General features: G+C 54.5%; 9 protein-coding genes and 2 pseudogenes. 9 read left to right on the top strand and 2 right to left on the bottom strand.

From position 1 onward, the window contains the following. Nucleotides 1-257: 257 nt before the first annotated feature. The 5 genes from DM813_RS28190 to DM813_RS28170 all read left to right on the top strand — a co-directional run bounded on the left by DM813_RS28190 (nucleotide 258) and on the right by DM813_RS28170 (nucleotide 7379). The gene (locus DM813_RS28190) at nucleotides 258-1091 is read left to right on the top strand and encodes a tyrosine-type recombinase/integrase (RefSeq protein WP_241653260.1); all 834 of its coding nucleotides are present in this window, start codon (nucleotides 258-260) and stop codon (nucleotides 1089-1091) included. Nucleotides 1092-1213: 122 nt separating this feature from the next. Further along, a complete protein-coding gene (locus tag DM813_RS28185) occupies nucleotides 1214-2986 on the top strand; it encodes an SIR2 family protein (protein WP_128326679.1) in 1773 nt (590 codons plus the stop codon). 99 nt (nucleotides 2987-3085) lie between these two features. Further along, entirely contained in the window at nucleotides 3086-3832 is a 747-nt protein-coding gene (locus DM813_RS28180) for a DUF2971 domain-containing protein (protein ID WP_128326678.1), read from the top strand. 524 nt (nucleotides 3833-4356) lie between these two features. Then, on the top strand, nucleotides 4357-5661 hold the full coding sequence (locus tag DM813_RS28175) for an SIR2 family protein (RefSeq protein WP_241653259.1): 1305 nt from the start codon (nucleotides 4357-4359) through the stop codon (nucleotides 5659-5661). Then, complete coding sequence (locus DM813_RS28170) at nucleotides 5658-7379, top strand: ATP-binding protein (RefSeq protein ID WP_164897311.1); 1722 nt, start codon at nucleotides 5658-5660, stop codon at nucleotides 7377-7379. Before DM813_RS28175 ends, DM813_RS28170 begins: the two co-directional genes overlap by 4 nt. 113 nt (nucleotides 7380-7492) lie before the next feature. Here the strand turns inward: DM813_RS28170 and DM813_RS28570 are convergent, their stop codons facing one another. After that, nucleotides 7493-7834 (bottom strand): hypothetical protein, encoded by a 342-nt coding sequence (locus DM813_RS28570; protein ID WP_128326677.1) that lies wholly within the window; start codon nucleotides 7832-7834, stop codon nucleotides 7493-7495. A gap of 165 nt (nucleotides 7835-7999) precedes the next feature. Here DM813_RS28570 and DM813_RS28160 point away from each other — a divergent pair, with 165 nt between their 5' ends. From DM813_RS28160 to DM813_RS28145, 4 genes and pseudogenes are all read left to right on the top strand, one after another. Beyond that, nucleotides 8000-12481: a PIN domain-containing protein gene (locus DM813_RS28160; protein ID WP_128326676.1), complete on the top strand. Its 4482-nt coding sequence runs from the start codon at nucleotides 8000-8002 to the stop codon at nucleotides 12479-12481. 34 nt (nucleotides 12482-12515) lie between these two features. Further along, nucleotides 12516-12716: a tyrosine-type recombinase/integrase gene (locus DM813_RS28820; RefSeq protein WP_347233038.1), complete on the top strand. Its 201-nt coding sequence runs from the start codon at nucleotides 12516-12518 to the stop codon at nucleotides 12714-12716. Nucleotides 12717-12859: 143 nt separating this feature from the next. Further along, nucleotides 12860-13660, top strand: a complete 801-nt coding sequence (locus tag DM813_RS28150) for a hypothetical protein (RefSeq protein ID WP_206617446.1) — start codon at nucleotides 12860-12862, stop codon at nucleotides 13658-13660. A gap of 234 nt (nucleotides 13661-13894) precedes the next feature. Continuing rightward, nucleotides 13895-14139: pseudogene (locus DM813_RS28145) on the top strand (transposase); the annotation flags it as partial. Here DM813_RS28145 and DM813_RS28140 read toward each other — a convergent pair. Continuing rightward, nucleotides 14131-15235 (bottom strand): annotated as a pseudogene (locus DM813_RS28140) (IS3 family transposase). The pseudogenes DM813_RS28145 and DM813_RS28140 sit on opposite strands and share 9 nt — an antisense overlap. Nucleotides 15236-15284: the final 49 nt, after the last annotated feature.

Genomic DNA, 15284 nt, shown 5'->3' with positions numbered 1-15284 from the left:
TCGACAAACCAGCTTTTACCGACCACGCTTTCAACGGGCCATGTCCTTCGTGTTCATGGCGAATCGTTGAATGAGGTAGCTGTCGATGAAATTGATCCAGTGCCGTTACTCTTCTGGTCAGCGTGTGCCGCTGCTCGTACAGACCGGAGATGCGGCGCCATTGCCCATGCTTATCCCGTTCATTTACGTTCAACTCAAGTTGCGATACCGCGCGTACAACACCGCTGCGGCGCATCTGCGCGCAGGTGATTCTGGCGTTGCTGGATGGTTACGCCCTCTGGCTTCAAAGCGGTCGTCAAGCCGACAACCTGGTCGCTCGAATCGGCATAGCTGCAACGGCACCATTTCCGCAGATCGATCCGCGTACCCGTGACCAATACCTGCGGTTGCTGAAGCTATACCTGTCCTGGTCTGTCAGCCGTTACATCCCGCGTGCTCGTCAAACCTCAACCTCCCTGGCTAACATCGAGGTTGCATTTGCAGATGTTGCCGACGTCGTTGAACGGCGCTTTGAGAGCTACATCCTCAATGTTCGGCCGGACCGCACTCGTTACCGCAGTCTGACAAATACGCAACTCCAGATCATTCGCACGTTGATTCGCCCGGGCGCCGCGGAGAATCCGTTTCCGGAACGACTGCAGTTACGTAATTGGCTAATGATTGAATTGCTGCTGGAGACCGGTATGCGCCGAGGGGAGCTTCTCAAGCTCTATACCACCGATGTCAATAACGTTTCGCAGCATGCCTATGTCAGCATCAACGATCGTGAACATGACCCAGGCGATCCGCGCGCTGAAGAGCCTGCACTGAAAACCCACGGGCGGACGGTAGGTATCTCCGCCCAGTTGTATGAGGTCTATGAGTGCTATATCCAGAGCGAACGGCGCCCTTCACGGAGCGGCAAACTGATGAAACTGCCATACCGCTATTTGTTCATCTCCGACCGAGGCCGCCCGCTGTCGATCCGCGCTTTGTTCATCTCCGACCGAGGTCGCCCGCTGTCGATCCGCGCTTTGTCGAATGTCCTTGATCGGCTGTTCCTAACCATTGAACTGACTCATCCGGGCACCCACTTATGCAGTGACAATTGAACAATCTCTCTGCGGAGCAATAGGTGCGTCTATGATGGCCTTTGGCTAGAATGCTTCCACCCAGGATAACGCTGGCGACTCCAAGAATTTGGCAATCGCCCCCGGAACGCAAGGAAGATCCCATGCCCATGATCGCCAATGACCCCACTACCCAGCTCGCATTCTCGGTATACGAGAACAAAGGGGTGTATGCACTAATCCTTGGGTCAGGAGTGTCACGCTCCGCTGGCATCCCGACCGGCTGGGAGATCACCATGGAGCTGATCAAACGTGCCGGTGTTGCCTCAGGTGTAGGGGAGCAAGAAGACTGGCATGCTTGGTATGTAGGTCAGACAGGAGAGCAGCCTAACTATTCGACGCTGCTTGAGACCTTGGCAGGCACGCAAAGCGAGCGCAGAGCGATTGTCCAAGGCTTCCTGGAGCCCACAGCCCAAGAGCTGGAGGACGGATTGAAGGTACCCACCCGGGCTCATCGAGCTATCGCAGAAATGGTGCGCGCTGGGCACGTGCGCGTGATCGTCACAACCAACTTTGATAGGCTGATGGAAAATGCTCTGCGTGATGCCGGCATTGAGCCCACGATCGTGAGCTCAGTCGACACCTTGGCAGGGGCCGAGCCGATCACCCATTCCCAGTGCTTCATCCTCAAAATTCATGGCGACTACAAAGACGCCAGAATTCTGAATACGGATTTAGAGCTGGGTGACTACCCTGCCGAGTTCAACACCCTGCTCGACCGCATCATCGATGAGTTCGGGTTGATCGTTGCTGGCTGGTCAGGGGAATGGGATCACGCCCTGAGGGAGGCATTTCTGCGCGCGCCCTCCCGCCGCTACCCAACCTACTGGCTGGCACGTGGTGGCCTGTCTGAGCGTGGCCAGGAGTTGGTCACACAGCGCCGGGCATCTGTGGTCAGCGGCACTGACGCGGACACGTTCTTCGATGCCCTTAAACTGAAGCTTGAGACCATCCAGCAGTCCCGCCAGCCTAATCCGGCAAGTGTCGAACTGATGATCGCCATGGCAAAACGCTTCATGGATCGGCCTGAACACAGGATCCAGCTCGAAGACTTGGTCACGACTCAAACTCGGCAGATGATTTCTGATTTCGCCCCACTTTTCGCAGGAGGGGGAGAAGTGAGGAACCAGGCGTTCAGTGACTGGGTTCCAGAGTACGAGGCGATTGTCGAACCGATCGCACGAATTGCTTCAGTGTTAGGTCGTTGGGGTACAGGTGATGAGCTGAGCCTCGTACTGGATGCAGTCAAAGGGCTGTATGCTGAAGCTCATAGAGAACAGGCTGGCTATACCCACTGGCTAGCCCTGAAGGACTATCCGGTAATGTTGGTCGTTCTTGGCTATGCACTTGGGCTGACCCGTGCGAATCGCCTTGACGTTCTGTATCGCCTGCTCGGTTCAATCGTGATTAACCGTCGCGAGCAACCCAGTCTGGTGGGGTATGAACTGTCACCGTTCTACCTGGAGTCCGGCAACGGGCTCTTAGCGCACTGGAAAACCCTAGAGGGTCAGAGCAACGCCCGTACACCACTATCCAATCGGCTTGCCAGCCTCATCACCTCCAAATGGGCACCCTCGTTTGCCGGCGTGCACGATGCCGAGCTGCTCTATGAGCGCTTCGAATTTCTGAACCTGCTGTTCTTCGCTCAAGCGAATGGCGTCAACGAAGAAGAGCTCAATAATAGAATCCAGCAGAATCAATTCCGAAACATCGCGATGGGGCGTCTGTCGTGGCACTCGGAGACGATCTCTCACTTTGCTCAGGAATACTCTACGCAGGAGTTCAAGGCGCCCTTGCTTGCTGCAGGCTTTGCCTTTGGGAGTGAGAGCTACCTCCAGCGTTTCCTGGAGGGATTGGCACGATTGAGCAGGTATTAAAGCGATGCCCGATCTATCGCTTCAGGTACCCGTAAATTTAGATCAGGAATCACCGCCTACAGCAATCAAAAACCTGAATGCCCAGAAAACCAGGACACCATGAGCACGCCTTCCCACCTGTACAAATACCAACGCGTCACGCCGTACTCCTTGCAGTCTCTGGTTGATGAAACCGTCTGGCTGTCCAGCCCGGCGTCGTTTAATGATCCTTTTGACTGCGCCATCAATCTCGATCGCAAAAAACTGAAAGAGTCCGTCGCCCACGCAGTCGACATAATCGCGCAAAATGCTGTGGTAGAGGATTCGCTCAAGGTTCCAATTGCGGCGGACGAGATTGCTTATACGCAGCTTCGTGATGGACTGCGCACACAAATGCAACAAATTGGGGTGCTCTGCCTGAGCGAAACGCCAAATGAAATCCTCATGTGGTCTCACTACGCGGAGTACCACAAGGGGTTCTGCATCGAGTACCGCGTCGATGAGACTTCCCCGTTAAGAAGCATGGCTAAACCGGTGAGGTACACAGACGTGTACCCGTCTTTGTCCCTGAAGAACCTGCCTGGCGACGCCAAAGAGAACTTCATTGATGTCTGTGTGTATACCAAAGCCAAGCAATGGAGCTACGAGAGGGAATGGAGGGCAATCATGCATATCGGCGAAAAGCTTTATCGAGCACCAGCGCCTATCTCCGCGATTATCTTTGGAGCACGCATGCCTGATGCCCATAAGAGAGACATCTACGATATTCTTCACCTCACCCCCGGCATCGAATTCAGAGAGGCCTTCCTGCTTGAGGACTTCTTTGGACTCGATGTTCGACCGTACGTTGCACCCACGGCCTCGTAACAATCCAAGTCGTGAGGGAAGACCTGAAACTTACCTCGGTTTGATCCGAGTAAGCGTCGCTGCAGACTGAACTAGCCTAACGATCCTGGACACCTCAGCGCTTCGCTCGCTTCGAAACGGTCAGTGCGTGAAGGGCTTCCTGGCTCGACAGCCCCTCACGCAGTTTTGCCATCACAAAATCTGCATCCAAGCCCGCTGGCTCAAATGCTGAGCTGGCATGCCTGACCAATGCCAGTCTCAACCCCCAGGGTATTGCTGTTTGCTGACTGTCACGACATCAATAGCTAGGGCGTTTGAGCAGATCCGGCTCACGTCCAACGAGGGTCCCGCACACGCGCTGAATGACTTGGAATGGCGACTGACCCAGCTCAAGACACTCGGTACCTCCCTGGCCGTCTTCTCCACCACTATGCTAGACAGGTGGTGGTGGGCATTATGCTTGCGTTGCATGTAGATTCTAATAGGCGTGTTCGAGTGGCCCGGTGATACCCTCGACCATCGCTACACCATCAAGGATTGTGTTGATGTCAAACGAGAATGCTCCGCCTGTTCCTCAAGCCGTTGTTGTTCCTGATCTCCCACAGCCCCCCCCTCCGCCGCCCCCGCCATTGGATGCTAATCGCCGGGGCTTACAGGCGTATTTAGCGCCCGGTGCAACAGAGTGGTCACCCTTGACGGAGGAAGCATTCACGATCATCAAAGGTGCGCCTCCTCAAGATCCCTTGAAGATCAACTCAAACCGGTCAGCTCTGTCGGACATGCTCACCGGAGCACTTCAGATTCCTAACTTGGGCTTTTTAGCGGGGAGCGGGACATCGCTTGGAGCACCGGGTGGGCCGGGGATGGGAGATTTATGGCAGCGATCCATGTGTAATCCAGGTACGTGGGATCTTACGCAGCAAGCCAGACAGGTGATGGAGGCCGTTCGATACCTGGAAACAACCAATCCAAACATTGAGCATTTCCTTTCACAGTGCGACGCCTATCTGGCTTTCAATGATGACGCGACTGTAAAAGTCTTCGTAAGCGACGTGAAGGCTGTCATTCTGGATGCATGTTCGGCATTCCTTAGGGCTCCTGCCGCCGACATTTCAGCTTATAGGCAGTTACTGCAAAAACTGGCCAGACGACGTGTGCGTGATCCCCGACTCAAGGTGTTCACCACTAACTACGACATGTGCTTTGAGACGGCGGCCTCTGATCTTGGGATGATGACCATAGATGGTTTCTCGTACACGCGTAGACGCCGCTTTGATGGAAGACACTTCAGCTACGACATCGTCAGACGTGAGACTGAAGGCCATGAGTTTGCTGAAGGCGTATTTCAGCTCTTGAAATTACATGGATCGGTGAGCTGGAGCAGAGACGGCAAAGAAATCTACGAAGACGCTGCACCCACCCCAGCGAATGCATGTCTGATCTACCCTGCCAAAGGTAAATACCAGCAAGCCTTCCTGCAGCCTCACTTGGAGCTCCTGTCCCGCTATCTGGAGTTTCTGCGTCAGCCTAACAGCTGTCTCATTGTGGCTGGCTTCGGCTTCAACGATGACCACCTCTCCGAGCCTATCTTTTCGGCTATCCAGTCCAACCCGAGCCTGAAGCTCATACTCTGTGATTTCCAGTGCATCATGCACCTGCATAACCGGGGCTTCCATGGCTCAAGCGACTACTGGGGCAGGTTCCATGACCTTGCCAGGCGTGGCCTGGACATCCATTTCATCAGTGGCTCGTTCAGTGACCTAGTGAGTCATATCCCTCACCTGCGGACTGCCTCGCCTGCTGAACAGCTTGCCAACGCTGTTAAGCGTCTAGGGGGCCAAAATTCATGATTTCTCTCGATGGAATTTTGGCTAGCAACCTCAAAATTGGTGTGGTCTCGAGCGTGAGCGCGCACTTGGTAAAAACAAACCTTGCGCATGCCGGCAACGTAAGCGGCCAGTATCTAGGGCACAACAGATATGGCAAGGGCGAGGTCGGCGAGCTCGTACTGATCGAAGGCCAGAAAGCTGTGCTCCTCGGACGCATCACCGAGGTTACCCTGCCGGACAAGGATCGCACTGAGATCTCTCAAGACTTTGCGGGTAGCCGGCAAATCGATGCCATCGGGTTCATTCGGCTCTTGGGCTCCGTCAATCCGCAATCGCTGCGGGTCACTGCCGGAGTTAGCTCCTACCCTCGGCTTGGAGATCGGGTTTATTCAGCCCCGGGAGAGTTTATTTCTCAAATTCCTTTGCTGACATCAACAGGAGTGGATGGCGCCCCGCCTGAAGTATCGCTGAAGCTTGGCCACGTTGCAGGCGATGGCGGATTCCCTATCGCGGTAACTCCGGAGAAAATTTTCGGAAGGCACTGCGCTATCCTAGGCTCGACTGGCGGTGGCAAGAGTTGGACGACTTCCAAGCTGGTTGAAGAATGCCGTAGCCACGCAGCCAAAGTGGTACTGATCGATGCCACAGGCGAGTACCGCTCTCTCATCGGCGACGATACTGTTCACTGCCACTTAGGCAATCCTCTCCACCAAGCTGATGGATCGACAGAAGTCGCAATTCCGCCAACAAGCTTTACCGAGTCCGATTTCATCGCCCTCTTTCAGCCATCCGGGAAGACTCAGGGGCCTAAGCTTAGGGAGGCGATCAAAAGCCTCCGGCTCGTGAATCTCGCACCAGATCTGTTCCCTCGACATATTGTGTGGAAGGTGGATCAGTCGAAGGAGCTTTATCGCGAAGCTATGAACAGAGGCAACAATGCGAGGCTTGTCGGAAATCCGAATACTCCGTTCAACCCTCGCTACCTTGTTCCCCAATTAGTACAGGAATGCTGCTACCCAACCGCGTTTAACGATGGAGAAAGATTCGGGTCAGCCAGCAATGAGATTTCACACTGCTCATCGCTGATGACCCGTATCCTCGGGGTGATGGAGTCACCGTCACTTAGCTGCGTTTTCAGCCCGGCGGCCGGTCTTAGTAGCTTCGTGGAACAACTCGACACTTTCATTCATGGCGACAAGACTTTGTTCAGGGTCTGCTTGAGCTCGATAGGCTACGAATTCAATGCTCGCGAGGTGGTGGCGAACGTTATCGGAAGGCTTCTTCTGCAGCGAGCTCGCGCTGAGGTGTTCAGGAGGAAACCTCTGATCACCATCCTCGATGAGGCCCATAACTTCCTGGGCAAAACAGTCGGGAATGAGGATGACCTGCAGAACTTGGATGCTTTCGAGCTGATCGCCAAAGAGGGGCGGAAATATGGACTCAACATCTGTCTAGCCACCCAGCGACCTCGTGATATCACAGAGGGAGTGCTGAGTCAGATGGGTACATTGCTCGTGCATCGGCTCACGAACGATCGAGATCGAGAGGTAGTCGAACGGGCCTGTGGTGAAATTGATCGTTCTGCAGCTGCATTCCTACCGAACCTTAAACAAGGAGAGGTAGCTATGGTAGGGGTGGACTTCCCGATCCCCGTAACAATTCAGATAGGTCGGCCAAGCCAACCCCCGATATCCGATGGACCTAGCTTCCAGAGCACCTGGGCAAGACCACAAATTTGACTCGGCCTCGAGATCGCCACAGGTGGCAAGTGGCTGTACACCTCAGGGCCCAATAGGTCGGAACCCATGAAAATTATGGCTCAGCAACAATTATGGCTGAGCTATAATTTGGCTTAAAGCTGAACGAGTTGCACCGACCGATTCATCAACTTGATTAACCCGAATATTGCCCAAGCGGCACTCAGTTTCAGGGCATGCGTGCGAGCAAGCTGCTCAAGTTTTACGAGAGTCAGAGGTGTGCCATTGACTTGGATCTGGAATCCCGGGTCATGAATGAACCGTGCGGCAAGAACTGTGATGATTTCCTTCACGTCCGGAATTTTGCTGGTAACCGACACGGACAACCGCGTGCCCGAACCCGGCATAGCTGCTCGCCCTAGATCTCTAATCTGTGCCGGCAACTGGCGTTGCCAGACGGCTAGAATGACCTCATCGCGCAGCACCTCGCCGAGCACCTTGAACTCCTCGCTGCTTACCTGTTGCCGGCCGAGCGCTTGGCCAAGTTGCGCAACTGATCCTCGCCGATCGCTCTATGAGTACATTTGCACTCCTATCCCGCAATAGTTTCGGGCACCGCTAACCGCTAGAATGCGTAAGCCTCGGAATCAAATGGAATGGTTATGCCACGGAAGTCGACTGATACGCCTGCGACACAACAAACCGGTGGACGTAAGGTTGGTCGCCAAAAGAATGCGTCCAATCCCGTGTCTACCGGTGGACGAGGCGTCACTTTCGAGCGGCGCGTGCAGGCGGTACGCTTGCTGGCGATGTGTCTGGGCATCCCCTGCGCTGGCATACGCGATAACTTCACTATCGTGGAACTGCTATTCCAAGGTCGGCCATTCGGCCATAACACCGATGACTTGATCATCTTCACTGCGCGCCTCAACTCGACGCAACGCGCGAGGCACAACCTGCAAATGAAGCGGTCGCTTCGAGCAAGCGACAATCCCACCTTCATCGAGGCAGTGGGCCTTGCCTGGCTGGACTTTAAACGTCCGGATTTCACGCGCGAGTCGGACGACAACGTGATTGTGTATGACGCCTCGAGTACGAGCGCCATGAAAGGCGCGGTTGAGGTCGTCAGCGCCGCGCTCGCTTCCTCCAGCGCTGAAAGCTGGTACACGCGAGTCAATGCCGAGAAGGTCAGTAACGCGAGCAATCGGGCTGCATACGCAGCGATTAAGTTAGCTGTGGAGCAATACAGCGACGAGCCGGTCGAGGCAGATGAGCTTCACCAATTCGTCGTGCATCTTCGATTTTTGCGCCACGATCTGGACTCCGATCGCACGGCGGAAGTGGCCAATCAGAAACAGCTCATTAAGCAAGCAATGCCGTGGGCGGATCCGAGTGCTATCTGGGCGCAGATGGTAAGTGTCTGCTCAGAGTTGAACGGCCTCGGCGGGGAGCTCAGCCTTGCAACGCTCAAACGTTTCCTGGGGGATGCTGCCGACGAGTTTGAGCTTCCCAAGCTATGGCGCACTACGCTGACTTCAGCTCAAAGCAGTCCTCTGAGCATCAATCTAGAGGTTTTCGAGCGCCTACGTCCGCTGGTAGAAACGCTTTCACCCCTCCTGTCCCAACCTGTAGTGGTTGATACCCGTGCAGTGGGCCCCGAGGAACTGCCTTCGTCTCAACCTTGTTCTGCCAGTTCGATCTATTCACGCCAGCTGGATCGTGTGAAGCAGCTGCACAGCGAGCGTCGATACAGAGAGGCTCTGACCCAGTTGGAGACCCTGCAGGAGGAACTGGACGATTTCGACAGCCATCAGAGAGCGCGGTGGCATTTCCTGCGTGGGATGTGCAATTGGCATCTTGCCGAGGATGAACTTGCCGCAAGGGATCTTGAGACGGCTGCAGCGCTTTATGCTGACGATGATCGTATCGCTGCAGGCAGTGTTCGAGCGCTGCTGTTGCGCAACCAAGTTAACGCGGCACTGGAAGCCGGAAAAGCCTTGAACGCAAAGTTCCCAGAGTCGTTTGCTGTTTGGCAGATTGTCACCAATGCGCGGGTCATGAACCGCGAAGTACTCACTGCTGAAGAGATTCCCGCTGCTTTCGTGGACATGGCGGCACCGTGGCAAATGCTCGCCAGCTCACGTGCCAGCCAGGACGACGACGCTGGTGCGGTCAGTGCTATCGAGATTGCACTCGAAAAAACCGATGCATCCATTTTCATCCTCGAAAGCTATCTGCGACTGGTAGTGCGTTTGGCCACACAGAACGCCTTCCACGTCAAGAATCGCTGGCAGCCCGAAGATCGGCGCGAACTGCTGGAGAGCGCCATCGCTCGCTTCGCTGACCGTGAGAAAGTGCTCTGGTCAGAGCAGAGCGTCAGGGTGCAGACCGATATAGTCTTCCACCTGGCCTACGCATTCCTGCTGCTCGCTAAACCAGCGCAGTCGCTAGGCCTGATTGAGCAGGGTCGAGAGCGCGGCGTACCAGAACACGCCGCTTCCCCGCGCATTGAGATGGAGGCGCTTCGTGACCTTGGCCGGGATGCGGATCTTCTTGCTCGGTTTGAAGGAACCATTGAACAGCTTGATACGGATACGTTGGTATCCTTCGGACAGTCTTGTCTGATCGTTAATCGTGATGACCTGTTGCAGGCTACGATCGCCGAGGTAACGGCAAGGATGCCTGTTTCCGAAAATGATGAGAGCGAGATGGTGAAGCTGGTTTCGACCGTTCTTCATCAGCTTCATTGGGAATTACTGTTGCGCGAGAAGCAAGCGGATCGTGTCCGGGAGGAGCTTGAGGCTCGCGGTATCACACCGGCAAGTACCAGTATTCCCCATTTAGTGTTCGCAGCCCGCGCATACATCGGCGACGACGCGCTGCGTAAGCGCTATGAAGATAGGGTGGCCGAGATAGCGAAAACCTGCACCGTAGCGCAAGAGTTGTCCCTGGCGTCGCAGCTGATGCTCACTTGTCACCGCTACGATGCAGTCGTCGATATTCTGGAGCGTCTGCTACCGACTGATGCGTACACCCTACAGCATGACGACCTGATCCAGTGTTACGCCGCCCTTGATAAGCGGGTCAAATTACGCGACTTGCTGGATTCGCTAGCCTCTCAATGGCGGGTGTCTAAGGATGCGCGACAGGCTGCACTTCATCTATACGGTAACGCAGGCGACTGGCCGCGAATGTTGGCGCTCATCGAACAAGATGTCGTGGAACAACCCGATGACGCAGCTTCGTGGCTGCTTTTGGTGCAGGTCAGCGCCAACACTCACGACGTAAATGTCGGAGATGTGCTGGCTCGAGTCCCCTCCTCGCTCATTGGTTCAACGGAGGCCTTGTTACGGCTAGGGAGCATCGAAATTATGCATGGTCATGTTGATCGGGGTATCGACAGGATCTACCGCGCAATGCGATCGAGCGCCGGAGAGAACGAAGCAGCGGCTCTGCACTTGATGATCATGATTACCACAGCTAAAGCAATGGACGAAGCCCAGACGAAGCCTCTGTCAATTGCCCCTGGAACCACGGCAGAGCTTGAAGGCGCCGGCGGAGACTCTGGCCACATCTCTATCGATTTAGCGCAGGCCACTCAGCTTCCCCCCATGGATGAATTTATACCCCCTGACTCTGCGCAAGCCGCTGCACTCCTGGGATTAAAAGTAGGTGACGAGGTTGGCTTTCCAGGATTGATAGGCCAGCAGCAGTACAGGATCAAACGAATCATCACCATTCACCAAAGGCTCGTTGAGCTCTCTAATCAGCGCATCCTGACCGCAATGGTACCGAATAAAATGCTCGCCGCGATGAAGATTCCTCGTCTGGAAAATGGCGACTACGACCTTTCGTACCTCATTGAGCAGTTGGAACGACGCAAAGCCCAAGGCCTTCATACGCTGAATTTGTACAAGGAGCACGCTGCCACACTGGGGTTGATTGGGAGGTTGATCGGGGTGGACGCCATAGACCTGGTCAGAGAATGGCCAGCCGAGGAGACTACGTTAGAGGTCACGTTTGAGCGTGGCGATATGTCCGACCCATTCGGTGAGCTGGCACCAGATTTCGCTTGGGTGGTTGATTTGAGCATGCTGGTCGAGCTATCCACCCTGGGTATGCTGGATGTACTCGAACATTTGCCGAATCTCTATGTCAGCAGTGCAACGCGACTGGCTCTTGCTGCGAAGGCGGACAAAGCGTCTCGAGGTCTCGGGCGAGATTCGATGTATGCCCACGAAGGCAAGATCGGTGTTCTCAAGCTGACCGAAGAAGATTGGGAGAACAACCTGGCCTACCTTGAAGCCATTACCGCTACCGTTGACGGCTATTGCAAGGTGGTACCTGCGTACGGGCCATCGTCTGCAGCGCCGGTTGATCAACTCAAAGACATCGTATCGGACGAAGACTATTCGACGTTGCTTGTCTGTCTTGAGTACGGCGCCGGCTTGCTTTCTCTAGATGGGCGCCTTCGTCTGCTGGCGAAAACGATGGGGGTCAACACGGCTTCGCCCCAGATGCTGCTTAATCATGCGGCAGTACATAAGAAGCTAAGATGGCCAGAGTATTCCTGCGCCATGATCAAAATGATCATAAGCCGACGGAATTTCATTGGTATCGATACCGCAGATCTCATCGCGATGATGGATCAAGGGCCCGTTTTCGCTAACAGAGGTCTCAATGGTCTGCGCACCTACCTGGCCACGCCCCTGCTGACCTTCTCAAGTGCGGTGCCGGTACTCAACGATTTCGTTTGTGATATGTATCTGACGGGGCGCTGCGATGCGGGCGTGATGCTGCAGTTGATTGAATATTGCTTCGAGCCCATGTTCAGGCACCCCGACTGCCCACAAGACTGGCAATCCACCGCCTACTTAAGGCTCGCATTAACTCTTCCAGAGGCGCGTTTCAACGAGCTCACTTGGCAAGCCGTGGGGGTGAAGCTCGCGCAAGCCAAGGTTAGAGCTGGTCGACCTGCCAGACCCATCGAATTTAAGGCTGCTGTCACTTGGGGCCCGTGGTGGCCTTTCTATGCAACGGACTCACCTTCCCAATTCATGTCCACACTCCTCCAGGATCCGGATATAGAGATTACCCTCAACGATCGCAGCTCTGAAACGCAGGCTAAACCTGATGAGGAGTAAGTTATAGAGAGTCGCGGTCAGGCTCCGGCGTGGCATTGCCAGAAGCGTTGTCATTCTGCCCTCTGAGATCTACAGCGCGCACTCGATGCGCAGGGGCTTTGCTACCTGGGCGGCCAGTTCGGGCTGGGATATGAAGACACTGATGGAGTACGTGGGGTGGAGCGATCTCAAGTCTGCTCTGCGCTACGTCGAGCCAGCCCAGCAGTTTGGCGGGCTCGTACGCAAGCTTGAATAATCGACGTAACCTGAGAAACAAACATGCGAAAACCATGCCTCATCGCTGTCCGTCCTCGTTAGGATTTCACGAGATAAAATCTTCAAAGTAAATTTGACCATAGGTAACCTATGGCCTTCACACTGAACATGCAGGGAGGCAACTTGGCTAAGCTTGATTTTATTTTCAGTGTTCACATGTGTGCTATCAGTGAATCCATTTCTGTTATGCGAATGCTCGCGGAGCAGGCAGAAAAAAATGTGGCTTTGGCACTTAAAGAGGCGGACGAGCCAGGCGCAGTAAATGAGCATGAGCACGAAGAAGAAGCATACGATCAGCATGGCGAAAGCTACGTGCGGCTACGCACATTTTACTCATGCGGCTCTTCTGTGGGATACAACTCTGACGAAGTTTTGTCCATGCACAAATTTTTGATTACCCAGCTCGCTCGACGCTCAGCGTATCTTACTATGTTTGGGTTGTTCGAACACCGAATGAGCCAATGCCTGGAATTTATGATTGATCTCACTGGATTTGAGGGGAAGATCAAGGGCATGGGGCCAATAGAGAAGGCTCATGTCATGCTGCGGAAGGTCATTGGAGGCAAAGACATTTCCGATCTAGATCACTTGACAGTCATCAGGAATATCATGATTCACAGCGATGGCATCGCTAAGGGCTATAGCGATATAAATATTCGCCAAGGCAGAAAGACTTCTTCAGAAAAAAGGGTTTTGTCAGCCATTCGCAAAACTGAGGGTGTGTCGGTCAACGTATTTGACAGCGTCCTAATGGATGAGCATTTTTTGAAATTTGCAGTCGGTGAGTTTGAAAGATACGTACAAGGGATGAATTCAGCGGTACAAAAGTATCATGCAAAAAATGGAAATGAGCCAAATAAGAGTCGACATAAAGGGACGCTGAGAAATATGGTACGGCTCTGGTTTCTTAGGATGTTCGCTTAGCGCTCCTCGGAAGCGGGGCGCGCACGTGTTCAAAGAAAAATTGCTTGTTGACTAAACACCGCCAGCTTGCGCACTATCCGGTAGCACCTCTTCGCAACAGATCACCCATGATTCCCAATACTGACCAAATGCTGACTGCTAGGCTCTGTACGAAATCCCGAGAAACCCAATCGGCGTCCCTCGGAAGCTGAAATTTTGTAGAGTTTCCAGCCATCTACGGAAAGGAATCCTGTGATGGCAAAGCGTTACGAACTCTCGGACGAGGCCTGGGCTGTGGTTGCTGATCTCTTCACCGAAACCCATGGCCCCCCCGCCTGAGCGACCGGCTGATGCTTGATGGCGTGCTCTGGCTGCTCTGCTCAGGTGCTGCGTGGCGAGATATGCCTGAACGCTTCGGCCCGTGGTCAACGGTGTATCAGCGGTTTCGCGGCTGGCGAAACCAAGGGACATTCGATCAGATGCTCAAACGCTTAGCCGTTGTAGCTATGGAGCCGTGTGCGGTTGTAATACATCAGAAAATGCAGCACATCCTGCTCTGCTTCAGATGCTGATCGGTAGCCAGCTTTGGGCATCCACTCCGACTTCAATGTGCCGAAAAACGCTCCATCGGCGCATTGTCCCAGCATTCGCCTTTACGGCTCATGCTCTGTAAGAAGCCATAGTCCTGCAGCGTGCGCTGTAACTTGTGGCTGGTGTACTGACAGCCTTGGTCTGAGTGAAACATCAAACCTGCGGGTGTCCCTCGTGCCCCGACAGCCATACGCAGGGCCTTGCAGACCAGGTTGGCGTCAGCCACCAAAGAAAAAGCCCAACCCACAATACGTCGGGCATACAGGTCCATGACAGCTGCCAGGTAGAACCACCGTTTGCCGATTTCGAGATAGGTAATATCGCTGCACCAGACCTGATTAGGCGTCGTCAGTCTAAAACGACGAGCCAGCAGGTTCGGTGCAACCAAGGCTTCAACGCCTTTTGACCTGAACGCAGGCGGACGCCGTTGTTGAGCAATAAGGCCGAGTTCCGCCATCAGCTTTGCAGCTTTGTTGCGTCCCACCCGAAGATGCTGGGCTTGAAGATGTTTGGCAATCATTCGGGCCCCCATACTTTGGCGGCTGGCTGCGTGTAGCCGGGCCACTGTAGTCTTGAGCTGCTCGCGAAGCGGATCCTGGCGAAGTCGCCGATGACCCCGTTCGTAGTAGCTGCTGCGGTTTACTCCAAACTCGCGGCAAAGCTCAGCAATCGAAAATAGCTCTCTGAGCTCGTCGATCAGGAAAAACGACCGGTGGAGTCCGACATCAAGAGAGCGGTCGCCTTTTTTAGGATGTCCGCGTGTCGCTCCAAGCGGCGAACCTTGGCTTCCAGCTCCTGGATTTTGCGTTGCTCTGAGGTAATAGCCTTTGCGCCAGTGGGCGATTGTCCAGAACGCTCCTTGCGGACTTGGTCCACCCAGCGACGAAGAGCTGTCGGCCCGATATCCATGGACTCACAGACTTCTTGGACAGAAAGGTTCTGATCAAGCACCAGGCTGGCCGCCTGGTGCTTGAACTCGCGACTGTAGGTCTTTCTCTCGTTCATGGGCACCTCCACGATTGACGATATCTTATCGCCCTTAAGTGGTGTCCAG

It is taken from the genome of Pseudomonas alkylphenolica (genome assembly GCF_004025535.1).
GTDB lineage: Bacteria > Pseudomonadota > Gammaproteobacteria > Pseudomonadales > Pseudomonadaceae > Aquipseudomonas > Aquipseudomonas alkylphenolica_A.
This window is presented reverse-complemented; position numbering and strand designations above follow the sequence as displayed.